The sequence below is a fragment of the Mucilaginibacter flavus genome (assembly GCF_030409315.1).
GTDB lineage: Bacteria > Bacteroidota > Bacteroidia > Sphingobacteriales > Sphingobacteriaceae > Mucilaginibacter > Mucilaginibacter flavus.
In genome coordinates this window covers 68,268-93,126 of the sequence record NZ_JAUFPS010000025.1, presented here as the reverse complement: position 1 = coordinate 93,126, position 24,859 = coordinate 68,268, and the positions used below count along the sequence as shown (strand labels likewise).

The 24,859-nt window shown below is 41.8% G+C and carries 24 protein-coding genes; 17 read left to right on the top strand and 7 right to left on the bottom strand.

The window, feature by feature from the left end; translation table 11 throughout:
- The first annotated feature begins 117 nt into the window (after nucleotides 1-117).
- The 7 genes from QWZ17_RS09755 to QWZ17_RS09725 all read left to right on the top strand — a co-directional run bounded on the left by QWZ17_RS09755 (nucleotide 118) and on the right by QWZ17_RS09725 (nucleotide 5,741).
- A complete protein-coding gene (locus QWZ17_RS09755) occupies nucleotides 118-633 on the top strand; it encodes a DUF2480 family protein (protein ID WP_290305001.1) in 516 nt (171 codons plus the stop codon).
- 203 nt (nucleotides 634-836) lie between these two features.
- Complete coding sequence (locus QWZ17_RS09750; protein ID WP_290305000.1) at nucleotides 837-1,613, top strand: DUF3108 domain-containing protein; 777 nt, start codon at nucleotides 837-839, stop codon at nucleotides 1,611-1,613.
- A gap of 8 nt (nucleotides 1,614-1,621) precedes the next feature.
- Nucleotides 1,622-2,185 (top strand): DUF3109 family protein, encoded by a 564-nt coding sequence (locus tag QWZ17_RS09745; protein ID WP_290304999.1) that lies wholly within the window; start codon nucleotides 1,622-1,624, stop codon nucleotides 2,183-2,185.
- 243 nt (nucleotides 2,186-2,428) lie between these two features.
- Nucleotides 2,429-3,565 carry a GDP-mannose 4,6-dehydratase gene (gene gmd, locus QWZ17_RS09740; protein WP_290304998.1) on the top strand — a complete coding sequence of 379 codons (1,137 nt, stop codon included), beginning with the start codon at nucleotides 2,429-2,431 and terminating at the stop codon, nucleotides 3,563-3,565.
- Between the two features lie 28 nt (nucleotides 3,566-3,593).
- Nucleotides 3,594-5,183 carry a gliding motility protein RemB gene (locus QWZ17_RS09735; protein ID WP_290304997.1) on the top strand — a complete coding sequence of 530 codons (1,590 nt, stop codon included), beginning with the start codon at nucleotides 3,594-3,596 and terminating at the stop codon, nucleotides 5,181-5,183.
- A 25-nt stretch (nucleotides 5,184-5,208) separates the two neighbouring features.
- Nucleotides 5,209-5,427, top strand: coding sequence for a hypothetical protein (locus QWZ17_RS09730; protein ID WP_290304996.1), 219 nt, complete (start codon nucleotides 5,209-5,211; stop codon nucleotides 5,425-5,427).
- Entirely contained in the window at nucleotides 5,412-5,741 is a 330-nt protein-coding gene (locus tag QWZ17_RS09725) for a type II toxin-antitoxin system PemK/MazF family toxin (protein ID WP_290304995.1), read from the top strand. The genes QWZ17_RS09730 and QWZ17_RS09725 overlap by 16 nt, the downstream gene beginning before the upstream one ends.
- A gap of 5 nt (nucleotides 5,742-5,746) precedes the next feature.
- On the opposite strand, the gene QWZ17_RS09720 is transcribed toward QWZ17_RS09725, so the two are convergent.
- The 5 genes from QWZ17_RS09720 to dxs all read right to left on the bottom strand — a co-directional run bounded on the left by QWZ17_RS09720 (nucleotide 5,747) and on the right by dxs (nucleotide 10,765).
- On the bottom strand, nucleotides 5,747-7,324 hold the full coding sequence (locus QWZ17_RS09720; protein ID WP_290304994.1) for a hypothetical protein: 1,578 nt from the start codon (nucleotides 7,322-7,324) through the stop codon (nucleotides 5,747-5,749).
- Nucleotides 7,325-7,327: 3 nt separating this feature from the next.
- Nucleotides 7,328-8,200 carry an ABC transporter ATP-binding protein gene (locus QWZ17_RS09715; protein ID WP_290304993.1) on the bottom strand — a complete coding sequence of 291 codons (873 nt, stop codon included), beginning with the start codon at nucleotides 8,198-8,200 and terminating at the stop codon, nucleotides 7,328-7,330.
- Nucleotides 8,201-8,291: 91 nt separating this feature from the next.
- Complete coding sequence (locus tag QWZ17_RS09710) at nucleotides 8,292-8,618, bottom strand: type II toxin-antitoxin system RelE/ParE family toxin (RefSeq protein WP_290304992.1); 327 nt, start codon at nucleotides 8,616-8,618, stop codon at nucleotides 8,292-8,294.
- Nucleotides 8,608-8,823 carry a hypothetical protein gene (locus QWZ17_RS09705; RefSeq protein WP_290304991.1) on the bottom strand — a complete coding sequence of 72 codons (216 nt, stop codon included), beginning with the start codon at nucleotides 8,821-8,823 and terminating at the stop codon, nucleotides 8,608-8,610. Before QWZ17_RS09705 ends, QWZ17_RS09710 begins: the two co-directional genes overlap by 11 nt.
- A 10-nt stretch (nucleotides 8,824-8,833) precedes the next feature.
- Nucleotides 8,834-10,765, bottom strand: coding sequence for a 1-deoxy-D-xylulose-5-phosphate synthase (gene dxs / locus QWZ17_RS09700; RefSeq protein WP_290305015.1), 1,932 nt, complete (start codon nucleotides 10,763-10,765; stop codon nucleotides 8,834-8,836).
- Between the two features lie 310 nt (nucleotides 10,766-11,075).
- Between dxs and QWZ17_RS09695 the strand changes: the two genes are divergently transcribed.
- From QWZ17_RS09695 to QWZ17_RS09680, 4 genes are all read left to right on the top strand, one after another.
- A complete protein-coding gene (locus QWZ17_RS09695; RefSeq protein ID WP_290304990.1) occupies nucleotides 11,076-11,822 on the top strand; it encodes a segregation and condensation protein A in 747 nt (248 codons plus the stop codon).
- A gap of 17 nt (nucleotides 11,823-11,839) precedes the next feature.
- Nucleotides 11,840-12,034 (top strand): hypothetical protein, encoded by a 195-nt coding sequence (locus QWZ17_RS09690; protein WP_290304989.1) that lies wholly within the window; start codon nucleotides 11,840-11,842, stop codon nucleotides 12,032-12,034.
- Between the two features lie 212 nt (nucleotides 12,035-12,246).
- Complete coding sequence (gene glyA, locus QWZ17_RS09685) at nucleotides 12,247-13,533, top strand: serine hydroxymethyltransferase (protein ID WP_290304988.1); 1,287 nt, start codon at nucleotides 12,247-12,249, stop codon at nucleotides 13,531-13,533.
- A 4-nt stretch (nucleotides 13,534-13,537) separates the two neighbouring features.
- The gene (locus tag QWZ17_RS09680) at nucleotides 13,538-16,666 is read left to right on the top strand and encodes a PAS domain S-box protein (protein ID WP_290304987.1); all 3,129 of its coding nucleotides are present in this window, start codon (nucleotides 13,538-13,540) and stop codon (nucleotides 16,664-16,666) included.
- 118 nt (nucleotides 16,667-16,784) lie between these two features.
- On the opposite strand, the gene QWZ17_RS09675 is transcribed toward QWZ17_RS09680, so the two are convergent.
- Nucleotides 16,785-17,483: a ComF family protein gene (locus tag QWZ17_RS09675; RefSeq protein WP_290304986.1), complete on the bottom strand. Its 699-nt coding sequence runs from the start codon at nucleotides 17,481-17,483 to the stop codon at nucleotides 16,785-16,787.
- A gap of 25 nt (nucleotides 17,484-17,508) precedes the next feature.
- On the bottom strand, nucleotides 17,509-18,576 hold the full coding sequence (rlmN, locus tag QWZ17_RS09670) for a dual-specificity RNA methyltransferase RlmN (RefSeq protein ID WP_290304985.1): 1,068 nt from the start codon (nucleotides 18,574-18,576) through the stop codon (nucleotides 17,509-17,511).
- Between the two features lie 154 nt (nucleotides 18,577-18,730).
- Here rlmN and QWZ17_RS09665 point away from each other — a divergent pair, with 154 nt between their 5' ends.
- From QWZ17_RS09665 to lolB1, 6 genes are all read left to right on the top strand, one after another.
- On the top strand, nucleotides 18,731-19,903 hold the full coding sequence (locus QWZ17_RS09665) for an amidohydrolase family protein (protein ID WP_290304984.1): 1,173 nt from the start codon (nucleotides 18,731-18,733) through the stop codon (nucleotides 19,901-19,903).
- A 114-nt stretch (nucleotides 19,904-20,017) separates the two neighbouring features.
- A complete protein-coding gene (locus tag QWZ17_RS09660; protein WP_290304983.1) occupies nucleotides 20,018-20,299 on the top strand; it encodes an acylphosphatase in 282 nt (93 codons plus the stop codon).
- Between the two features lie 37 nt (nucleotides 20,300-20,336).
- On the top strand, nucleotides 20,337-21,836 hold the full coding sequence (locus tag QWZ17_RS09655; protein ID WP_290304982.1) for a polysaccharide biosynthesis C-terminal domain-containing protein: 1,500 nt from the start codon (nucleotides 20,337-20,339) through the stop codon (nucleotides 21,834-21,836).
- Nucleotides 21,833-22,267: a dUTP diphosphatase gene (gene dut, locus QWZ17_RS09650; RefSeq protein WP_290304981.1), complete on the top strand. Its 435-nt coding sequence runs from the start codon at nucleotides 21,833-21,835 to the stop codon at nucleotides 22,265-22,267. The genes QWZ17_RS09655 and dut overlap by 4 nt, the downstream gene beginning before the upstream one ends.
- A gap of 55 nt (nucleotides 22,268-22,322) precedes the next feature.
- Nucleotides 22,323-24,089, top strand: a complete 1,767-nt coding sequence (locus tag QWZ17_RS09645) for a tetratricopeptide repeat protein (protein ID WP_290304980.1) — start codon at nucleotides 22,323-22,325, stop codon at nucleotides 24,087-24,089.
- Complete coding sequence (gene lolB1 / locus QWZ17_RS09640; protein WP_290304978.1) at nucleotides 24,067-24,858, top strand: lipoprotein insertase outer membrane protein LolB1; 792 nt, start codon at nucleotides 24,067-24,069, stop codon at nucleotides 24,856-24,858. The genes QWZ17_RS09645 and lolB1 overlap by 23 nt, the downstream gene beginning before the upstream one ends.
- The last annotated feature ends 1 nt before the right edge of the window (nucleotide 24,859 follow it).

The window sequence follows — 24,859 nt, the reverse complement described above, 5'->3', positions numbered from 1 at the left end:
GACGAAAAGACTTACGAAGTTTTTAAAACTTCGTAAGTCTGGACCTGCAACTTGTCGTTTGCAAAAACCGATTTAAGCTTTAGAATTTATTGTTTAATCATTTAGCATTTATACAACATGGATATACAGGAAAATATAATAAATAAGGTTGCGCAAAGCGGCTTGGTTACTTTAGACCCGGCTTCGTTTTATCCCGAAGGCGAACGCGTTATTTACGATATTAAGGATAACCTGTTTCATGGTTTGATGCTGCGTGAAAAAGATCTGCGCGACTTTATTAAAGAGCATGATTTTACCCAATACCAGGATAAAAATGTAGGTATAACCTGCACAGCTGATGCCATTGTACCTACCTGGGCTTACATGCTGCTGGCCAATCGCATGGCACCTTATGCCCGCGAAATTGTATTTGGTGACGCCGCCGTATTAGAAACCGTGTTGTTTGAAAAAGAAATTGCCAAAGCCGATTTTGAGCAATATGCCGGTCAGCGTATAGTATTGAAAGGCTGTGGCGATATAGCAGTGCCGGTTTCGGCCTACGTGGAGCTTACCAAAAAGCTTACACCAATAGTTAAAAGCCTGATGTTTGGCGAGCCCTGCTCAACAGTGCCTATCTATAAACGCAAAGACTAATTTTTTTGCGTTAGGGATTGCAGCGAATACCGGCCTGTGACTAACGCCTGTGCAGTATAAGCGTAAAGCCCGGCCCTTGCGGAACGCCCAAAATGTAATTGCATTGGCGTACAATAAAATAGCATTTAAACCATTTATATTAGCAGGCGTCATATCCGCGTGTGCCGTTAAAATCAAAGCGGCTTTATTTAGCAACCCTGTTAATGAAAAAATATTTCCTATGTTCTGCCTTAATGCTGTTCGGTTACTTAATAGGTTACGCGCAGGAAGTTTCTAAAATAAGCGAGCCCGTATTTAAGATTGGCGAAAAGCTAAGCTACAAAATGCAGTATGGATTTTTTACCGCTGCCGAAGCCGATATAAGGGTGGAAGCCAGTGATAAAAAACTGCCCGGTCCGGCTTTTCACCTTATTGCCGAAGGTAAAACCGCCGGTACTTTTGATGTTTTTTATAAGGTGCGCAATAAGTATGAATCGTACGTTGACGAGAATACCCTTGAGCCATATTTTTATACTGAAGACCGCCACGAGGGCAAATGGAAGCATACCGATAATGTAAACTTTGATCAGAAGGATAAAAAGGTAACCGCCAATAAAGGCGAGTTTAGCTATAAAGGCAAAACGTTCGATTTTGTATCAGCCTATTATTTTGCCCGTACTATTGATGTAACCAAGTTAAAAGTGGGGCAAACCTTTCAGCTGCAGTATTTTTTGGATGATGGTTTTCATGATATGAGCATCACCTACTCGGGCACCGAAACCATTAAATGCGATATGGGGACGTTTAACTGCTTAAAGTTTAATCCTACAATTATTCCCGGGCGTATTTTTCGTAAGGATAGTAAGTTGTACCTTTGGGTTACCAATGATGGCAACAGGATACCTGTAAAAGCCCATGTGGAGGTTATTTTAGGCAGTATTACAATGGAACTGAAATCGGCAAGCGGATTGAAGTATCCATTAAACCCCGTAAAGAAGTAAATTAAAGTATGATTGAGGTTGGCAACGTGTTGGTGCACGAAGATGTGATTAAAGAAAACTTTGTGTGTAATTTAAACAAATGCAAAGGTGCATGCTGTCTGGAGGGCGACTCGGGCGCCCCCCTCAATGCCGACGAATTGGATATTTTAAAAGAAATTTACCCCAAAGTAAAACCCTACCTTACCGCTAAAGGCATCAAAACCATTGAACGCGATGGCGTTTATGTAAAGGATTTTGAAGGCGATTATACCACCCCCTGTGTAGATACCAACAAAGAATGCGCCTATGTAATATGGGAAAACGGCATTACTAAATGTGGTATCGAAAAAGCTTATGAAGAAGGTGCCGTTACCTGGAAAAAACCTATCAGTTGCCATTTATATCCTATCCGTATTACCGCTTACCCCGAGTTTGATGTATTGAACTACGACCGTTGGAGCATCTGTAGTCCCGCCTGCACCTTCGGCGATGAGCTAAAAGTACGTGTACACGAGTTTTTGAAAGGACCGCTGATTCGCAAATATGGCGAGGAGTGGTACCAGGAATTGGAAAACGAAGTGGCGGGGAAATAGGGAAGGTAGAATAGAATCAAGAGTCAAGAATCAAGAGTTAAGACAAAAAGGTTTTTTGCTCGCAGTAGAGAAGCAAAAATTGGGTGTCCTGCATATAGGGTGAATTTGCTAATCTATGCTATCTGATCTTCCTTAAATCCGAAATCGAACATCCGAAGTCCGAAATCAATATATCCGCTAATGCCGTTTTTACAATTAAATTGGATAATATTGTAATATCGAAGTATTGGCAAATAAATATTAATGAAAAGAGCTTTAATAACCGGTATAACAGGTCAGGATGGTGCTTACTTAGCCGAGTTTTTGCTCAAAAAAGGCTATGAGGTACACGGTGTTAAGCGGCGCTCTTCATTGTTTAATACCGATAGGATAGATCATTTATATAATGATCCGCATGAGCCAAATGTGAAGTTTAAACTACATTATGGCGATCTTACCGATTCAACCAACCTTATCAGGCTGATACAGGAAGTGCAGCCCGATGAAATTTACAACCTGGCTGCTCAAAGCCATGTAAAAGTGAGTTTTGAAACTCCCGAATATACCGCCAACGCCGATGGAATAGGTACGCTAAGAATACTGGAAGCGGTAAGGCTGCTTGATCTTACCAAAAAAACCAGGATTTACCAGGCATCTACATCAGAGCTTTATGGTTTGGTGCAGGCGGTACCGCAAAGTGAAACAACACCGTTCTATCCACGGTCGCCGTACGCGGTGGCAAAAATGTATGGTTATTGGATTGTTGTAAACTACCGCGAGGCGTATAACATGTATGCCTGTAATGGCATTTTATTTAACCATGAAAGCCCCATCCGTGGCGAAACTTTTGTTACCCGTAAAATTACCCGCGCCGCTTCAAAAATAGCTCTTGGCTTGCAGGATCACCTTTATGTGGGCAACCTATCGGCCCAGCGCGATTGGGGGCATGCCAAAGATTATATTGAGGCCATGTGGCTGATGCTGCAGCAGGAAAAGCCCGAAGATTTTGTAATAGCCACCGGCGTAACTACTACAGTGCGCGATTTTATTAAAATGGCTTTTTATGAATTAGGCATCGAGATAGAGTTTAGCGGCAAAAACGAAAACGAGCGCGGCGTTATTATCGATATCGACGAACAAAAAGCCGTAGATCTTGGTTTAAATATGGATGCTTTAAGATTTGGACAGACGGTTGTAAAAGTTGACACCAAATATTACCGGCCTACAGAGGTTGATTTGCTGATTGGTGATGCATCAAAAGCGTTTAATAAGTTAGGATGGAAACCTAAATATGATTTGCAGGCCCTGGTTACCGATATGATGCAGGCCGACCTGCATTTAATTAAAAAAGATGAATACTTAAAAAAGGGTGGCTTTGCAACCCTCAACTATTTTGAATAAGCAAAAAATTGATTTATCAATTCTACATATGAAGAAAATATTTACCAGCATTTTATTAGTGATTTTAACAGTTGGAATTGTAAAAGCCCAGTCTGTTTATCAACCATACTCGTACCAGTTTTACCAGAAGCTTGATGAGGATGTGTATTCTACCAAAACCCGTGTTCATAGTTCGTTAAAGCCATTTTTTGTTGATGACTCTTTGATACAGCATCACTACGATTCATTGATGAACGGCGTTGGAGGTTTTAAAGGGAAATTCTTTACGGACCACCAGATTGATGTAAAAGGAAGTAACTCCACTTTTTACGCCGATCTGTTGCCTGATTTTAACATCAGCCGCGATTTTTCTGGTAAAAAGAATACCAGCTTTGGCTCATTAGGGCTACAATTTGGCGGTACTGTTGGCAAGCAGTTTTCTTACTACGTTGCCGGTTATGAAAACCGCGCCCAACTGCCAGAATACCTTGCCACCTACACCAACCAAACCGGGATAGCACGCGGACAGGCTTATGCCGGGTTGTACGGTACAGAATATCGCTGGTCATACATCACCGCGGTAGCTTCATACACGCCAAACAAGTATTTAAATATCAGCGCCGGGCGCGATAAAACTTTTATTGGCGATGGCTATCGTTCTGAACTTTTATCTGATTACTCTTCGCCATACCCATTCTTTAAAGTAACGGCAACATTGGGTAGCGTACGCTATATGGCCATGTGGGCTTATATGGATGATCCGCTTACGGCTCGTGTTGATAACAGCGACCGCAAAAAGTTTGGTGTATTCCATTATTTAGACTGGAACGTAAGCAACCGCCTTTCGTTTGGCTTCTTTGATTCCATTATCTGGCCCGAAAAGGATGACGCCGGTCATTACCGGGGTTTTGAATATACCTACCTTAATCCGCTTATCTTCCTGAGGCCATTGGAAGCCTCAAACGGATCGCCGGACAACGCTTTGATAGGCTTTACCGGTAAGTACAAAATAAGTGACGGGGTTACCGCATATGGTCAGTTTATGTTAGATGAATTTGAAAGCAGCAGTTTCTTTTCAAACAAGGGAAGCTCACGCAATAAATATGGCTTTCAGTTAGGTTTAAGAGGACCAAACTTGTTTGGTGTAAAAGGTTTGAACTACCTGCTCGAAACCAACAACGTTAAGCCATATACCTACTCTGAACGTGGTTCGATTGAAAATTATGCCAATAACGGCGAACCGCTTGCGCATCCGTGGGGGGCCAACTTCCGCGAGGCGGTTGCTTTATTAAATTACTCTTACAAAAGGTTTGATTTTAGCGGCGAAGTAGACTACGGCCACTATGGACTGGATATTAACGGCCAAAATTTCGGTAAAGACTTGTACCAGTTATACATTGATCCTTCAAGGCAATACGGTAACTATACCGGCCAGGGCTTAACCACTAATATGGTATTTTTGGAAGGCAAAGTTGCATATCTGTTAAATCCTAAATACAATTTGCGTATTGAGCTTGGCGGCCTTTACCGAACCGAAAAAAACGCCCAGTTTAACGATAAAACGGCTATGTTAAGCTTTGGTATCCGCAGCTCGTTCCGTAGTATGTATAATGATATTGCAAGCTATAAGGTACATTAAACACATAACTTTTGTATATTTGGGTATGATAAGAACGGTAGTAAAACCAGATAATCAAAATATTTCTATCAAGTTGCCAAAGAATTTTGTAGGTAAACAGGTAGAGGTAATTGCTTTTACTATTGAGGAAGCCAGTAACATAGTGGGAGTAACAGATTCGGTTACCACTCATTTTGCCAGCGAAAAAGTTTTAGCTAAAGATTGGTTATCTCCGGAAGAAGATTTGGCATGGCAGGATTTGTAAAAGGGGATATTGTTGTAATTCCATTTCCGTTTTCAGACCTTTCGGGAAGCAAAAAACGACCTGCCATGGTTTTGGCAGATTTACCCGGAGATGACATTATACTGTGCCAAATTACCAGTCAGCAAAGTAATGATGTTTATGCTGTAGCGATAGATAACGCTGATTTTATAAGCGGTTCATTGCCTGTATCTTCAAATGTTCGCCCTTCGCGAATATTTACCGCCGATAAGAAAATAATATTAAAAAAATCAGGTACTTTAAATTCAGGTTGCATCGCAAAAATCTCAAAAACGATTGTCAAGTTATCAGGTTAAACAACTCACACATTCCTCAACTTGTAACTCCTCACCCCAAAACTTACTACCAACATAAATAGGTTAAACGCCAATATAACCGCGATGTAAGCCATATGGCTATCGTGCTTTACCGCGCCCAGGTAATCTGCAACAGGAATATTTTGCGTAACGGTATAGGTAAGCAAAAAGAAAAAGATCTCGAATATCTTTTTACCGCCGCTAACAATGCCCAGGCAGCCGGCTAACAGCACAATAAATATTGCCCCGCTAATGATGTTGATTATAGCGTAGCCGTCTGCCATTACCGCGTAACGTGCTATCAGCGGCGCTGCCAGTACAACGGCTATGATAATACCCGCCAGTAACTGTGCAGGCAACATACGCTGCAATGGTTTGTAGGATGCGTAAGTGAAATAATGCAGCCTGTTGGTTTCTTCCTTAGTAGTTATTTCCGACCAGCGGGTTACCTGTAAAAACCAAAGCGCCGGTAAAATATAAGCATGTGAAATATTTACAGGAGCAAACAGCATACTGATAGCCACTCCGATACTTAATAACCAAAGCCATTTGGAGCCTTTACGGATCAATAGCAGCAATTCGGTTTTAATAAAGGGCAAGATACCATAATCGGTAACTAAGGGCGGCATGAGCGCCCTGTTGATACCGGTAGGGGCAAACATGGCACCGTCTGTATTGGGTTCATCAATCTTTAGCTTTTTCTTTTTGTTACCTGATTGTTTGAAATCAAACCTATGGAAAAAGAAGGATGAGAAATAAACTAACACGAACGAGATTATCAACCATAGTAATCTGCTCAATAAAAATACGCTGGTAATAGCGATCCCATTCCATTCAAAAGTTTTAAAGCCTCGTTTGCTGTTAAAGGTAAAGCCAAGGTTTATGCCCTCAATATGTTCATGATATTTAATGTTGATGTGGTTTTTGATACTGCTGGTCATAGTGCGCACGCCAAAGGGATCAATGAAAACAGCGAGGGTCTCATTTTTTTGCTGGTTGATATTAGCCATCAGGATGCCGAAAAAGAAAAAGAAGGCGATGTATTGCAGTATGCTGCGTCTGCCTAAAAAAACTTCGGCAATAACAGCCAATGATGATATCACCAGCATGGCCGGCAGCACAAACAGCGAATATGGAATTAAAAAATTACTGAATATAAATGGCGAGCCGGAGGTTCGCACAAAAAACATCACTATACTTACCACAAAGGTACAACCTGCAATGGTAAGCAATACCAGGAAATTGCTAAGCATTTTACTAAGCAGGTAACCAAAGTTGGTGATAGGGGTGGTGGCTATAATTAACCCCACTTCGGTATCAATATCTTTTTTGATGCCGCCATTCACCAGGAAAAAGCCATACATGGATAACATAATGGCCGTCATCATCCCAGACACATAACCTACCCATGCTGAATTGTAAACGCCTTTATAACCCACCACGTTTAGTGTAGTATATGATGCCGTTGGTGGCGGCACAAATGAATAGGCGGCATAAAAGGTTATAGCCAGTGTAATCAGAAACGCGTAGCTGCGGGTGCGTTGCAGGTAATCGGCCTTAATAATGCTGTTAATGTATTTCACGGCTTATTTATTATCGTGGGTTAAAAACAAATAAGCATCCTCTAAAGTGGCATTCACGGTTGCCGGAGATAACTCGGGCGCGCCGGTTTGCGAAATAAATCTTACCCTGGTTTTATCCTTTTGCCTGCCGGTATCTATCACCTGGTATTCGTTTTTAATTCCGGCAACATCATTATTATCAACCAATGTTTCAAAAACTTTGCCTTCAACCAGTTTAATAATCTCGGGCTGTGCGGCTTTGGTAATCAGTTTGCCGTTTTTCATAATGGCCACCTCATCCGCAATGGTTTCAATATCTGATACAATGTGGGAGGAGAGGATAATAATGCAATCATCTGCCAGATCGGAGATCAGCTGACGGAACCTTACCCGTTCTTCCGGGTCCAGGCCTACGGTTGGTTCATCAAATATCAATACTTTAGGATCATTAAGCAGGGCCTGGGCAATGCCAATCCGCTGTTTCATTCCGCCGGAGTAGGTGCCTATGGGGCGTTTGGCATCTGCCGTTAAATTAACACCTTCTAATAACATATCAATCCGTTTACGCAGGTTGCTGCCGCCCACGCCTTTCATGGCGGCTATGTATTCTAAAAACTCGTAGGCATTAAGGTTGGGGTATACGCCAAAGTCCTGCGGCAGATAGCCCAGGATTTTGCGGATGCGATCTGGATTGCCCACAATGTCTTCACCATCTAAAAATAAAGTACCGGTAGTTGGCTTACTAATAGTGGCGATGATTTTCATCAACGTTGATTTGCCCGCGCCATTAGGCCCAAGTAAACCCAATACGCCTTTTTCAATGTTGATAGAGTAATCGGCCAGACCGGTTTTATGCTTGTTATATTGTTTGGTAAGATTTTTAATGACTAAGGACATAGGGGTAGCTTTTATGTCCTGTAAGATGCAGGTTGAGGATTTAAGTTACAAGCGGAAAGCGAATAATTCTTAACGAAACAATGATTCGCCTTTACTTAACGAGATCAAGTAATTTAAGCAGTTCCTTGCTATTTATATCTGATTGTTCCGATTTATCATAAATAGACAAAAGATAGATTTCTCCATTGTTTAACGCAAAATAAGTTATCACTCTTGCGCCTCCGGATTTTCCTCTGCCCTTGGATGATATTGCCATCCTAATCTTATAGCAATCGTTGCCAAGTGCTGTCCCTTTTTGGGGATCGGTGATGAGCTCTGAAACAAGTTCAGAAAGGTCTGATTTTATGGAAGGATATTTTTTAGTGAGGTATTTAAATTGCTTTTCAAATGGAGCAATAGTTAAAATCTTATAACTCATTTAAAAAATCATTCACTGAACGGCCTCTTAATTTACCTGATTTTATTTTTTCAGCATTTTTAAATGCCTTTTTTATCTCTTTTATTTCTTCAAAAAGAGCGGCATCTGGCGCAGATATAGTCATAGGTTTAGCCTGGGAGTAACTTTTTATCATCTCCATAAAGCTTTCAGCTTTACTATCTGCTATGTCAATCAATAATTTCATTTGTATAATTTTATGACGCTATTGTATGCGTATTCCTTTTTGCCCCCAGGTTTTTAACCTGTTGAGCTATGCCCGCGGCATCAAAGCCACATTCGGCCCAAAGTTCTGGTTGGTCGCCATGTTCCACAACCCTGTCGGGGATGCCTAAGCGTTTTACCTGCGTTTGCTGGTAACCGTTATCGGCCATAAATTCCAAAATAGCGCTGCCCATGCCTCCTTCAATACAACCATCTTCAACAGTAATTACTTTGCTAAATTTGGTGAATACTTCGTGTAATAAAGCTTCATCAAGTGGCTTCACAAAACGAATATCGTAATGAGCAGGATAGTAGCCTTCGGCGTTTAGCGCGGCTGTAGCTTTTACCGCCTCGTTACCAATGGCACCGATAGATAATATAGCCACGTCCTCGCCATCGCAAATTTTGCGACCCTTGCCTACGGGGATGGCTTTAAATGGCCGTTGCCAATCAACCATAACACCGTTACCACGTGGGTACCTAATCACAAACGGCCCCATGTTTTCCTGCTGGGCAGTATACATCAGGTTACGCAGTTCTTCCTCGTTCATTGGTGCCGATACCGTCATGTTGGGTATGCAGCGCATAAAAGCCAGGTCATAAGCGCCGTGATGCGTTGGACCATCGGCACCGGCAAAACCGGCACGGTCAAGACAAAATATTACATTGAGCTTTTGTATGGCCACGTCATGAATAACCTGGTCATACGCCCTTTGCATAAAGCTGGAGTATATATTACAAAATGGCGTTAAACCTTGTGTAGCCAAACCTGCCGAAAATGTTACCGCGTGCTGCTCGGCAATGCCCACGTCAAAAGCGCGGTTAGGCATGGCCTTCATCATTAGGTTTAGCGAGGACCCCGATGGCATAGCCGGCGTAATACCCATAATTTTAGGGTTTTGTTCGGCCAGTTCTATAATAGATATGCCAAACACATCCTGGTATTTAGGCGGTTGTGGTTTATCAAATTTAGTCTTCTTAATCTCGCCGGTTATTTTATCAAACAAGCCGGGAGCATGCCATTTGGTTTGGTCTTTTTCGGCCAAAGCGTAGCCTTTACCCTTCGTGGTAACGCAATGCAGCAGCTTAGGGCCAGGAATATCACGTAAATCCTGCAAAACTTTTACCAGGTGATTTACATCGTGCCCATCAATCGGACCAAAATATCTGAACTTTAAAGCCTCAAAAAAGTTGCTGCGTTTAAGCAGGGTACCTTTTATGCTTTTTTCTAATTTCTGAGCTATTTTAAACGCATCCGGGCCAATGGCAGATAGTTTGCCCAACACGTGTGCAATATCGTCCCTGAAACGGTTATACGGTTTTGACGTGGTAATATCAGTTAAATATTCCTTCAAAGCCCCAACGTTAGGGTCGATGGCCATGTTGTTATCATTCAGGATGACAAGCAGGTTGGAGTTTTCGATACCGGCGTGGTTAAGCGCCTCAAAAGCCATTCCGGCGGTCATGGCACCATCGCCAATAACGGCTACGTGCTGCCTGTCTGTTTCGCCTTTATATTGCGATGCCACAGCCATGCCCAAAGCAACAGATATGGAGGTAGAGGAGTGCCCTACGCCAAAAGTGTCATATTCGCTTTCAGATCTTTTTGGAAAACCGCTGATGCCTTTATAAAGCCGGTTGGTATGGAATTTTTCGCGCCTGCCGGTTAATATTTTATGACCGTAAGCCTGGTGGCCTACGTCCCATACCAACTGATCGTAAGGAGCGTTCAATACGTATTGCAGGGCAACTGTAAGTTCAACAACACCCAGGCTGGCGGCAAAGTGACCACCATTTACCGAAACCACATCAATAATATACTGGCGCAACTCCTGACAAACTTTTTCAAGTTGGTCTTCTGTAAGTTGCTTTAAATCAGAAGGGTAATTTATTTTCGATAATAAATCTCCGGCCGGTACCTGCATTGACATTAGTTAGCGTATTTAACTTACAAAGTAAGCTATTTATTTATAAATATAGCGTATGGATTTGCGCAAAAATAGAGCAAGGATTTTGGGACTTATGGAGCAAGGACTTATAGACAAAGGAACAAAGACAGTTTTTGTAAGCTGTAAGTAAAAATGGCCAATCAGGTTAATCAAAATCCTGAAATCTGATAAATCTGTTTAATCGCGGTTCAGAAATAAATCCGAAATCGAACATCCGAAATCCGAAATCAAAAAATCTTGACTCTTGACTCTTGATTCTTGACTCTCCTTACCTATTTTTACAGTCATGATCGACGATAGTTTTGCGATAAGGTTGCCCCAGTTTGAAGGTCCGTTTGATCTGTTGCTCTTTTTTATTGAGCGCGATGAACTGGACATTCATGATATCCCTATCGCCAAAATTGCCGACGATTTTTTAAATTACATCCACCAGATGAGCAGCCTTAACATGGAACTTGCCAGCGAGTTCATATTTGTGGCCGCCACCTTAATGCGTATCAAGGCTAAAATGCTGTTGCCGCGCTACGAAAGCGAAGCCGCCGGCGATGATGCAGATACCAAGGAAAACCTGATCCGTAAGCTGATTGAATACAAAAAGTTTAAAGAGGTATGCGAAGAACTGCGCCCTTACGAAGACGAACGTTTTAAACAGGAAAAGCGCGGTAACATAAAGCACGATCTGGAGCAGGTAGAAAAAGTAGTATTACCCGGCGAAGAGCTATCAGAGATAAGTCTTTATAAGTTGATGATGGTGCATGAACGCCTGATGCGTAATTACCTCAATCGTAGTGCCGAGGTTAAGCACACGGTGGTGCAATATCCCTATACTATCGAAAAGCAAAAGAAAGCTGTTGCCGAATTGCTGAAGATTAATAAAATGATGGATTTTAAGGCTCTGGCCAAAGAATCTGAAAACAAGGTACATTTTGTATACAACTTTTTGGCCGTTTTAGAAATGCTGCAACAAGAGCTTATTGACATTCAGATAGGACTGGGGTATAATAATTTTTGGATCTCAGCCAAGGAGGGGTGAGATATTAGATTTGAGATATGAGAAAGAGCAGAAAATATGATTTTGCACAGCCCTTGTTGCCAGATAATTCGTCTGAAAACGATTTTTGGACCGATGTGCCTGAAGAAATTAAGCGCGCCATTCAAGAGGCCAAAGATCAGCTTAATAGCGGCGAAGGAATTGAACACTCCCAAATTATGGCTAAAATGAGAGCCCGTTTTTTATCTAGATAAAACTCAAATCGTCAACACTAATATCATCATATATGTTATCAGATGCCAATCTTGGAAAATTAAGTGATTTATTGGCTGTAAGTTATTGATTGGCAAATTATATTATGCTGATTATCTTGTAGGTAAAATCTAAGCAAAACCATCTCAAATCTCATATCTCACATCTCAAATCTATATCAATTGCTTATCTTAGCGGCGTTTAAAAACACATAATGAAAAGAGACAAACTAATATTTAAACTTTTAGATGAGGAGCAACAACGCCAGGAAGAGGGCATTGAACTAATTGCATCTGAAAATTTTGTAAGCCGGCAGGTGATGGAAGCGGCGGGTTCTGTTGCTACCAATAAATACGCCGAAGGCTTACCGGGCAAACGTTACTATGGCGGTTGCGAAGTGGTTGATGAAATTGAAACCATCGCTATTGACCGTGCCAAGCAATTGTTTAATGCCGAGTGGGCAAACGTACAGCCGCACTCTGGCGCGCAGGCAAACGCGGCGGTAATGTTGGCTTGTTTACAGCCGGGCGATAAAATATTAGGTTTTGATCTTTCACATGGTGGTCACTTAACCCATGGTTCGCCGGTGAATTTTTCTGGTAAATTGTACGAGCCTCATTTTTACGGTGTAGTTAAAGAAACCGGTTTAATTGATTATGAGCAGCTTAAAAGAGTTGCCTTAGAGCAAAAACCAAAGCTGATCATTTGTGGTGCATCTGCCTACTCACGTGATTGGGATTATGAATTTATCCGCGCCGTTGCCGATGAGGTTGGCGCATTGGTGCTGGCCGATATTTCGCACCCATCGGGCCTTATTGCCCGTGGTTTGTTAAAAGATCCGCTGCCGCATTGCCATATAGTTACTACAACTACCCACAAAACATTACGTGGTCCGCGTGGTGGCTTGATCCTTTTAGGTAAAGATTTTGAAAATCCTTTCGGCGTAAAAACACCAAAAGGCGAAACCCGGATGATGTCGTCATTGTTAGATATGGCTGTATTCCCTGGTACGCAAGGTGGGCCGTTAGAGCATATCATTGCTGCTAAAGCTATCGCTTTTGGCGAGGCTTTGAGCGATGGCTATATGAAATACGTTGTACAGGTTAAAAAGAATGCCGAAGCAATGGCTGCAGCATTTGTTGCCCGTGGCTACCAGATCATTTCTGGCGGTACCGATAACCACCTGATGCTGATTGATCTGCGTAATAAAAACATTACCGGTAAAGCTGCCGAGAATGCTTTGGTTAGCGCGGATATCACCGTAAATAAAAACATGGTGCCTTATGATGATAAGTCGCCGTTTGTAACTTCGGGTATCCGTGTGGGTACTGCGGCCATTACAACCCGCCATATGAAAGAGAAACATATGGAAGAGATTGTAGAGCTGATAGATGCGGTAATTTCTGATCCGGAAAACGAACATTCTATCAAGAAAATTCGTAAAAGGGTTCATAAGCTGATGCACGACTTTCCGTTGTATCGCGAAGAAGGATCTGAATAGATAAATGACAGCAAAGCAACATGGACTTTTAGATGATGAAAGCGCGCGCTTAACAGCACTGCAATCATACCATGTTTTAGATACTTTACCCGAAAAGGAGTACGATGCCATCACCCGTTTGGCATCATACATATGTAATGTACCGGTTGCTTTGATTACTTTAATAGATGCCGACAGGCAATGGATTAAATCAAAATTAGGCGTCGATGTGGAGCAAACTCCCCGCATCGACGCTTTTTGCAATACAACCATCCTTAGCGACCAAATCCTGGAGATTGGCGATATGCTGGAGGATGATGATTTTAGGGATAACGTATTTGTAACCAATCAAAATTTGCGCTTTTACGCCGGCGCCCCGCTTATTGATCCGGATGGCTATCGGTTAGGATCTGTTTGTGTAATTGATACCGTACCCCGCAAATTAAGCGCCGAGCAGCGCGACGCACTGCGCACCCTGGCCGATGAGGTAATGTCGCACCTTATCCTCCGCAAACAAAAGTACGATCTTGAGCTTAGCCTTGCCCGTCACAAAGAGTTTTATGACCTGTTTGATAGCTCGCCAGATGTTCATTGTATTATGGATAGGCAGTTTAATATTGAGCAGGTAAACCGTAGCACGGAATCTATTTTGGGATATTCGGCGGTTGAGATTATCGGGCAACCCATATGGAATTTTTTTACAGAAAAAGATCGTGAAAATTCGCTTCAAAAACTGAAGGATGGGCTTGGTAAACAGCAACGCAAATTTGAAATAGAAACTATTATTATAACGCCCGCCCAAGGTGCAAAATGGGTAAGCTGGTCGGTTACTTTTAATGATGATAAATGGTATGCCAGCGGCAGGGATATTAGTTATCAAAAAAAGATTTCGCAGGATTTGGAGCAACTTGCTTTGGTAGCCAGTAAGGTGAGCAATGGCGTAGTGATCAGCAATGCCGCCGACGAGGTGGTTTGGGTAAATGATGCCTTTGAGCAAATTACCGGTTATAACCTTGCCGATGTTGAAAATAAATACATTGGCGCTACACTTAAAGGTACCGTTATTGATGCCGCCGCCGAGGCCCGGTTAGTGCAATCAATAAAAAATAAAGAATCATACGAGGTTGAACTTTTAATAACGCCTAAAAATGGCACCCCCTTTTGGATAACGGTTATCAATTCGGTTATCATGAACGGTGCCGGTGAAGTGGAAAAGTTTATCAGGGTTATTATTGATATATCGGCCCGTAAAAAGATAGAGCAGGACCTTGAAGTGTTGTCCTTTGCGGCTCGTAAATCACCCAGCGGTATTTTTATTCGTGATATAGAGGGCCGGTTTTTGTGGATGAACGAGGCTCTGGAGAAAATAATAGGCTACTCTTTTGCCGATCTGGACGGCAAATCGCTCGGCACGTCGTTATTAGGCGAAGACTCAGACCTTTCTGTTTTTGAAAGTGCCGTGCAGGCCGTAAAAGAAAACAGGCCTTACGAGGTTGAAATGAAGGTGTATAAGAAAGATGGCAGCCCGATATGGATCTTACTTTCAAATAGCCCCGTTTTTAACGAAGTTGGCCAGGTTGACAGGCAAATTGGCGTTATGGTTGATATTACCGAACGTAAGAAGAGCGAATCTGAATTAACGCTGCTCTCATTAGTAGCGAGTAAGGCTATCAGTGGTATAGTAATTAACAACAGCGCGGGCGAGGTTGAGTGGGTTAATAATGCCTTTGAAGCAATAACCGGTTACAACATCAGCGAAGTGAAGGGTAATCATTTGGGGGATGTTTTAAAGGGAGCACTTACCGATGTATCTATTATTGAGCGGGCGCGTGAACTTTCTCGCAAAAAACAATCGTTTGAGGTAGATTTGCTTATTTACCGTAAAGATGGGCAGCCGCTATGGATCTCGGTGATTAATTCGGTGATATTGGATGGTATGGGCAGGGTGGACAAGTATGTAGAAGTAATTATTGACATCACCGCCAAAAAGAAAACCGAGATAGAGCTTATAGCCGCCAAAGAGGAGGCTTTGCAGCTAAGCCGCGCCAAGGATATGTTTATCTCTGTAATGAGCCATGAGATCCGCACACCGTTAAACGCGGTAATTGGGATGTCGCATTTGCTGTTGGAGGATGACCCGTTGGAATCTCAAAAAGAGAATTTGAGTATTCTTAGGTTTTCGGCCGATAATTTATTAACGCTCATTAACGATGTACTTGATTTTGCCAAGATGGAAACCGGCAACGTTGAGCTTGAAAAAGCGCCACTTAATCTGCGCGACCTGTTGCAAGGCATCAACAGTTCATTACAATATAAAGCAGCCGAAAAAAAAATATATCTTAGCAAAAGCATTGATGATGCTATACCATCGGTTATTTTGGGCGATAAAACCCGTTTAAGTCAAATTATCCTAAACCTCGTAAGTAACGCGGTTAAGTTTACCGAAACAGGGGGAGTGACCATCGATTTAAAGGTGATCCAGGAAAGCGATACGGATATCAGGATAAGGTTTTCGATAACAGATACCGGAATTGGTATTGCAAGTGATAAAATAAACCTCATATTTGAGCAATTTAAACAAGCCGAAGCCGATACTACACGTAAATACGGAGGCACAGGTTTGGGCCTGGCCATAAGTAAGCGCCTCATTGAACTGCACGATTCAAGAATAAATGTGGATAGCGTTTTGGGACAAGGTTCAACCTTTTGGTTTACCATAACCTTTAACAAAGCGGATAGCCACCAAAATAGCAATAATAACAAAGTGGAAGAAGGACTTAAAATTAATGTTTTAGTGGTTGATGATAACCAGATAAACAGGTTGTTGATCAACAAAATTCTAAAAAAATGGGGCGCTGATGCCGATTTTGCCGAGAACGGCATTGAGGCTGTAAACAAAGTAACAACCAATCAAAACTATAACGTAGTGTTGATGGATATTCACATGCCCGAAATGGGCGGCCTGGAAGCTACCCAGGTAATCCGTTCAAATCCCGAACCCTATTTTCAACAGTTACCTATCATCGCGCTAACAGCATCTATGTTAAGCAACCAAATGGGCGAAATTGGCAATGCCGGTATGAATGATTATATCCTTAAACCCTTTGATCCAAAAGTGCTTTACGATAAACTGAGCAGGTATCAGAACCAATAATTAAATGTGCAGATGTGCGGATTTCAGATATGCAAATGAAGCCGCAAAATAGTCACTACCGCGAGCTTCCGGCTCGTGGTAATCATGGCTTCAGCTTTCAGCTGAACTTCAATAACCACTACTCGGCGTAGGCAATAGTGGCGATACTCAGCCTCAATCCCGGCACCTTTAATAATTCAATGCCGCAGGCTTCTAAGGTTGAGCCGGTAGTTACAATATCATCTACAAGCAACACGTGTTTGCCTTCCAATCTTTCCGGCTTATCTATAGCAAATACCTGCTGCATGTTTTCAAACCTGGCAAAGCGCGATTTATGGGTTTGGGTGGTGGTGGCTACGGTGCGTATTAGGTTATCAATCTCCACAACAGCGTTCAGTTTTTCGGCAAGGCCATCGGCAAAACAGGCGCTTTGGTTATAACCGCGTTCCTTTAGGCGTTTTTTGTGAAGCGGAACCGGGATGATGTAGTCTACCGTATCAAAAAAAGTGTTTTGTTTTAATTGGCTGCCTGCTATGTTACCCAACACATTACCAATCTGTTTCATGCCGCTATACTTAAAATGATGCATCAGGTTTTGTACTTTGCCGCCTTTGTTAAAAAAGTACAGGGCGTAAGCTGCCTCAACATTAATTTTGCCATAAAACTGCTGGGCAACAATATTATTTTGTTGGGTATGAAAGTTGGTGAAGGGAAGGTTGTAGCGGCAATCGGAGCAAATTACCTTTTCGCCGGCTACCAGGCTGGCATTGCAGGCCGGGCAAAGGTCGGGGAAAAGCAGTGCTACAAAATCGGCCAGGTATCCGCCAAATAATTTCATGGCCTTAATGTAAGGCACATTTTTGTTAAACGGCTACTGTTTTTGCTTTTTCTTTAATAGCCAGTTGTCCGCAGGCTGCATCGATATCTTTACCGCGGCTCCTGCGCAGGTGCGTGTTAATGCCTTGTTTGGTGAGGTAATTGGCAAAGGCCTCTACCTTATCTTCCCCGGCATTGATATAACTGGCAAAAGCTATCGGGTTATATTCAATGATATTTACTTTACAAGGCAGGTGTTTACAAAACTTGGCAAGCTCCATGGCGTCCTGGATGCCATCATTAACGCCATCAAAAATAATGTACTCGTAAGTTACCGGGTTTTTGGTTTTGGCGTAGTAATATTTAAGCGCTTCGGCCAGGGCCTTTAAGGAGTTTTGCTCGTTAATAGGCATTATGGTGTTGCGCTTTTCGTCGTTAGCGGCGTGTAGCGAAAGGGCCAGGTTAAATTTAACTTCATCGTCGCCCAGTTTTTTGATCATTTTGGCAATGCCCGCTGTTGAAACCGTAATTCTTTTGGCAGCCATGTTTAAACCATCCTCGGCAGTAATGCGCTCAACAGATTTCATCATGTTGGCATAATTAAGCAAAGGCTCGCCCATCCCCATGTAAACAATGTTTGACAGCGGCTGACCGTAATTTTCACGGGCTTGCTGATCAATCAAAACTACCTGATCGTAAATTTCATCGGCATTAAGGTTTCTTTTGCGCTCCATATAGCCTGTAGCGCAAAATTTACAGGTAAGACTACAGCCCACCTGCGATGATACACAGGCCGTCATCCGGCCCGGGGTTGGGATTAAAACACCCTCAATTAGGTGCGCATCGTGTAAAATAAAAGAATTTTTTATAGTTTTATCAGCACTAACCTGTGAAGTATGAATTTTAACGTTGTGAATTACAAAATTTTCATCCAGTTTAGCACGTAGTTCTTTTGAAATATTGCTCATTTCATCAAATGAGAAACATGATTTTTTCCAAAGCCATTCATATACTTGCTTAGCTCTGAAACTTTTTTCCTCCATTTGGGTAAAATGTTCCTGTAAAGCACTCAAACTCAGGCTGCGGATGTCTATTTTGTTTTTTGCAATATTCACGTTGCAAAGGTACTTAATTTAAAAAAATCTTTTTCTTTTTTTAAAGTCATTCTTTTTGATGGTAAAAAACAATAATTAAAAGTTAATTGTTTTAATTTGGAGTGAGCATAAGTTGAAAGAACGTTTAGAGACAGATACCAAGTTTTACAGATGAATGAAAAGTTTTAAAGCCGATTACGTTTTTCCCATTTATGCCGATCCTATAAAAAATGGTATTGTCACAGTTGATGATACAGGTAAAATAATCTCGGTTACCGATTCAAACAACCCTCCGCCAGGGGTTAAACACATTGAAACCTTAAGTGGTATCATTTGTCCGGGTTTTATAAATACCCATTGCCATACCGAACTTTCGCATCTTAAAGGTAAAATTAAAACCGGCGGCGGCCTGGTTAGTTTTATTAAAGATATTCAGACTTTCAGAAACTCCGACCGGCAGTTGGTAGATGAGGCCATTGAAAAAGCCGACCAGGAAATGTACGATAACGGCATTGTAGCCGTGGGCGATATTTCAAACACCAACCACAGCATAGCTGTAAAAGCAAAAAGTAAACTACACTACCATACCTTTGTAGAAACCTTTGGCTTTTTACCGCAAAATGCCGAAGATGTTTTTAACAAAGCAATGGCCTTGCTTGCCGAGTTTAAACCCCAATCGGTATCTATAACGCCGCATGCGCCTTATTCGGTTTCAAAGGAGTTATTTAAACTCATCCGTAAGCATAGCGAAAATGGCCAAAACCTCATTAGCATACACAACCAGGAGTGTGAGGATGAGAATAAATTTTACCGCTATAAACTTGGTGGTTTTTTAGACTTGTATGATTCTTTTGGTATCGACATTAGCTATTTTAAGCCACAGGCCCGTAACTCCCTGCAATCCATCATTCCGCTGTTAACCAACAAGCAGGAAGTTTTGCTGGTGCATAATACCTGTACAAATTTAAAAGATATCTATTTTATAAAACGCTTTGACCGTAAGGTAAACTTTTGTTTTTGCCCCAACGCCAACGTTTACATAGAAGGTAAACTGCCCAAAATTGAACTCTTCGTTGATCAGGGCTTTAATATCACCCTGGGTACCGATAGCCTGGCCTCAAACGATGCGTTATGTATTATGAGCGAAATGCGGGTGATTCAAAAAAAATTCCCTTCATTAAGTTTAACCCGGCTGCTGGAGTGGGGAACCATTAACGGTGCCGAATTTTTAGGCATCGACGATGAAAAAGGTTCACTAAAACCAGGCAAAACCCCAGGCTTAAACCTTATAACCGGCTTAGATGGATTGAAGCTTACGCCGGAAAGCAAGGTTAGAAGGTTGATTTAGTTGGATTATGTTGAATGGGTTAGAATCAGTTATTTTGCAAAAGCATTAAGTAGATGTGTATTGGTAACAACCACTCACCTAATCAACTTACTCTAACTCAATCAACCCAAAACAATGAAACATCTCAATATAACAGTAAAAGGTAAAGTACAAGGCGTTTTCTTCCGTAAATCAACCAAGGCCACGGCCGATCAGTTGGGGGTACGGGGCTTTGTTTTAAATGAGCCTAACGGCGATGTGTACATTGAAGCCGAAGGTGATGATTTTGCCATGGATATGTTTATGGATTGGTGTAATGAAGGCCCAGAATATGGCGAGGTAACTTCTGTAGAAACCCATGAGGGCGAATTAAAAAACTATCGTAATTTTGAAGTTGTAAAAAGGCGTCCGTTATAGTAAAGGGAAGCACCACAAACTATACAGTATATCAACATTGTCAACCGCTAAAAAATTCGCCGGGCAAACGGCCATATACGGGTTAAGTACTATTATTTCCCGTATGATTTATTTTGTACTTACTCCCATTTATACCCGTACACTTTCTGTTGGCAGTAATGGCATTTTTACAACAATGTATGGTAATGCCTCTATTGTAAACGCTGTACTGGCGTTTGGAATGGAAACTACCTATTTCAGGTATCTGCAAAAAAGAGCGGATAACAAGCAGCAGGTTTACAACAATGCCTTTGGTGTAGTTATCATAGTTGCGCTTGCATTTTCGCTTTTAAGCTTTCTGTTTTTAGATAAAATTATAACCTATATGCAAGCCGGCGTAAAGGCCGATCATGCCGATTACGCTTTTTACGTTAAAAATTTCCTGGTTATATTGGTTTGCGATGCGTTTTGCGTTATCCCGTTCGCCAAAATCAGGGCTGATGGAAGGCCTGTTAAGTACGCGTTTATCAAATGCACCAACATTTTGTTTGTGATGGTGCTTAACCTGTTCTTTTTATTTGGCGTTCCTTTTTTTCTCAAGCATCAGTTGCCGGGTGCTCAATGGATGGCATCATGGTACAGGCCGCATTGGGTAGGTTATGTTTTTTTGGCAAATGCCATAGCAAGTATACTAACCATAATTTTGCTATTACCAGAAGTGCTCAAACTGCGCTTAAGGTTTGATGGTGTGATGTTTAAAGAGATGTTCATTTACAGCTGGCCGGTGTTGGTTGCTAACATATCGTTTATTATTAATGAGTCGGTAGATAAAGCGATGCTTAAGCAAATGCTTCCGGCGGCTATAAGCGATCAGCAGGTAGGTATTTATGGCACCTGTGCAAAAATCGCTTTGTTTTTAAGCTTGTTTATACAGGCATTTCGTTTAGGGGCCGAACCTTTTTTTTTCAGCCATTCCAAAAATAAAAACTCGGGCGATACCTACGCCCGTATCATGACCTATTTTGTAATTGCAATGGCAATGATATGTGTAGCACTCACTGCAAATATCAACGTTTTAGCCACTTTTATATTTGGCAGGCACACAGCTCATAATCAATACTGGCAGGGGTTAGGTGTGGTGCCGCTTTTGCTATTTGGATATGTGAGCCTGGGTATTTATGTTAACCTTTCGGTGTGGTATAAACTATCAGATCAAACAAAATACGGATTATATATATCTGGTATAGGGGCGGTGCTAACGCTTATTTTAAACTGGTTGTTTATTCCTAAATACAGCTATATGGCGTCGGCCTGGGTATCGTTAATTGCTTATGCTACTATGATGATCTTATCTTATATATGGGGGCAAAAAAATTACCCTATACCTTATAACCTGAAAAAATGCCTGGCTTATGTAGTTATATCGGTATTACTGGTATACCTGTCATTTGTGGTATTTAATCATAATATTTTTGTGGGTAACGGCCTTTTTCTGTTATTTGCCGTTGGGGCATTTTATTTTGAACGCAAAGAACTAAAGATTATCTTTAAGAGATGACCATCAGCATAATCAATAAATCAAACAATAGCCTGCCGGCTTATGAAACCGCCCATGCCGCCGGTATGGATTTGCGTGCCAACCTGGAGGAGTCTGTACGGTTAAACCCGATGGAGCGTAAACTGATTGCAACGGGATTGCACATTGAATTGCCTGTTGGTTTTGAAGCGCAGATACGCCCGCGCAGTGGTTTGGCATTTAAACATGGTATTGGCATTGTTAATTCGCCGGGCACTATCGATGCCGACTACCGGGGCGAGATCAAAGTATTGCTCATTAATTTTGGCGCCGAATCTTTTGAAATAAACCATGGTGATAGGATAGCGCAAATGGTAGTAGCCAAACACGAAACCGTTAGCTGGAACCTGGTGGAGGTATTAAATGATACCAGTCGTGGCGAAGGCGGTTTTGGCCACACAGCTGTTAAATAGAATCAAGAATTAAGAGTCAAGAATTAAGACAGAGTGCATTAGTAAGGTATTTAGCATGAATAAACAGAGTTGGAGAAATAATAATCGGGAGGGAAGAATGGGCAATGGTTATACTGTTGCAGTTTTATCGCTTGCTGTTTGTTTCCTAACTATAAATACAAACGCCCAACAAAAAGTATCTACCGGCAAACCGATGACGGCGTTTGATAGTACCGAGGTGAGGCAGTTATTCTTTTCGGCCCTGCGCGAAAAAACGGTGGAGAATTTGAAACACGCGTCTGAACTGTTTGAGCGGGTAATTCAAACCGACCCACGGAATGATGCCTCGCTTTACGAACTGGCTAACTTAAAAAAAATCCAGAATGCTTATGCCGATGCCCAGCCCTTACTGGAGCGGGCTGTAGCTATCAAACCCGATAACGAATGGTATTGGGCAGCACTTGCCGATAGCTACGAAAAAAGCAATAACATCAGCAAGCTGGAGAACGTTTTTGACCAGCTTATCCGCATTAATCCCAATAAACCCGAGTATTATTACGATAAAGCCAACGCCTACACCATTCTGAAACGATATGATGATGCGCTGAAAGCTTATGACCAGGTTGAGCAAATTACCGGGCCTACGGACGATTTGCTGGGCAGTCGCCAAAAAATATATTTAAAGCAGGGGAAAATTGATAAGGCTGCCGCCGATATTGAAAAAGCCATTACCGATAATCCCGGACAGATTAGGTATTACCTGTTGCTGGCAGAAATATACAATTCAAACGGCTTAAGTGATAAGGCGCTTAAAGTTTTACAGCAGGCCGAAAAAGTGGATAATAGCAACGGCATGGCGCATTTGGCCCTTGCCGATATTTACCGTGATAAAAAGAATACGGATCTTAGCTTCAAAGAACTCACACTGGCCTTTGCCGCGCCGGAAGTAGCTATCGATCAAAAAATAAGGATCATTACAGGTTATTATCCCAAGTTTCCTGATCCTAATGCCAAGGGAAGCGCGCTTGAGTTAAGCAGGATTTTAACGCTTGCACATCCGGCAGATAGCAAAGCATTTGCCATATACGGCGATATGCTGCTCCAAAACGATAAATTGAAAGAAGCCAAAGCTGCCTATAAAAAATCATTGGAACTGGATGATAAGATTTACGCAGTACATGAGCAATTAGTACGGGTAGAATTGAGCCAGAATGATTTGGACGGCGCGCTGAAAGATGGCGAAAACGCTTTATCGCTGTTCCCTAACCAGGCATGGATCAATTATTTGGTGGGGGTGGCCTACGCGCAAAAAAAGGATTTTGGCAAAGCGTTAGGTTATGTTAAAAATGCAACTTCATTAGAAATTCAGGATAAGGAGCTACTTTCGCTCAGCTTTTCGTTATTAGGTGATTGTTATCACGACCTTAAGAACAATAAAAGTTCTGATGAGGCTTATGACAAGGCATTGGCGGTTAATCCGGATAATGCTTACACCTTAAACAATTATGCTTACTATTTATCGTTAAGAAATGAAGCTTTAGAAAAGGCGGCGCAAATGTCGGCCCGTTCAAACCAATTGCAACCAAATACCGCGTCGTTTGAAGATACCTATGCATGGATACTGTTTATGCAAAAGAAATATGCCGATGCTAAAATCTGGATGGAAAAGGCGTTATCGCACGATAAAGAAAATAGTGCGGTAAAGTATGAACATTACGGCGATATTTTGTTTAACCTTGGTAATACGGACGATGCTGTGCAAAATTGGAAAAAAGCCAAAGGCTACGGCGAGCAATCGCCGGTTTTAGAGCGTAAGATAAATGAAAAGAAATATATTCAATAAGTTACTGGTAGCTTGCTGCCTGCTGGCAATTGTAAGTTGTAAGGCCCGTAAGCAGGTTTTAGTAACCCGTAAACCCGATACTGTTGCCAAAGCTGTTGATAATAAAGTGAGTACCAAGCTTGCCGCTATAAGGGCGCAGCAGGTTTCGTTTAATACATTTAGCGCTAAGGCAAAAACTAATTTAGATATTAATGGCAACAGTAACGATGTAACCCTTAATATCCGTATTAACAGGGATAAAAAAATCTGGGTATCTATCACCGCTATTTTAGGCGTGGAAGTGGCCCGCGCGGTAATTACGCCCGATAGCATCCTGATGATAAACCGGTTAGATGGTGTTTATTTAAAAAAGCCATTTAGCTATGTATATGGCTATGCCAGCAAACAGGTTAACTATAAAACGCTGGAATCATTGTTAGTTGGCAATGCTATTCCTGAATTACTGAATGAAAATGGCGACCTGGTAACCGCCAACGGTAATACTACTTTTAGCGGTAAGTTGGATGATTTAATTTACAAATTGGTTGTTGGTGCCGATAATAAGGTTACCCAAACTAATTTAAATAATGAGGTACAGGCACAGTCATTACAGGTTGCTAACGGTACTTTTATACAGGCAAGTAACAGGGTGCTGCCATCACAAATAGATATTGCATCAATAGTAAAAGATAAAAAAATACACGTTAACCTGCATTACACCAAGGTTGATTTTAACCAACAGCTTGAATATCCTTTTAGTATCCCTGACAGGTACGAGCCGGCTAAATAAT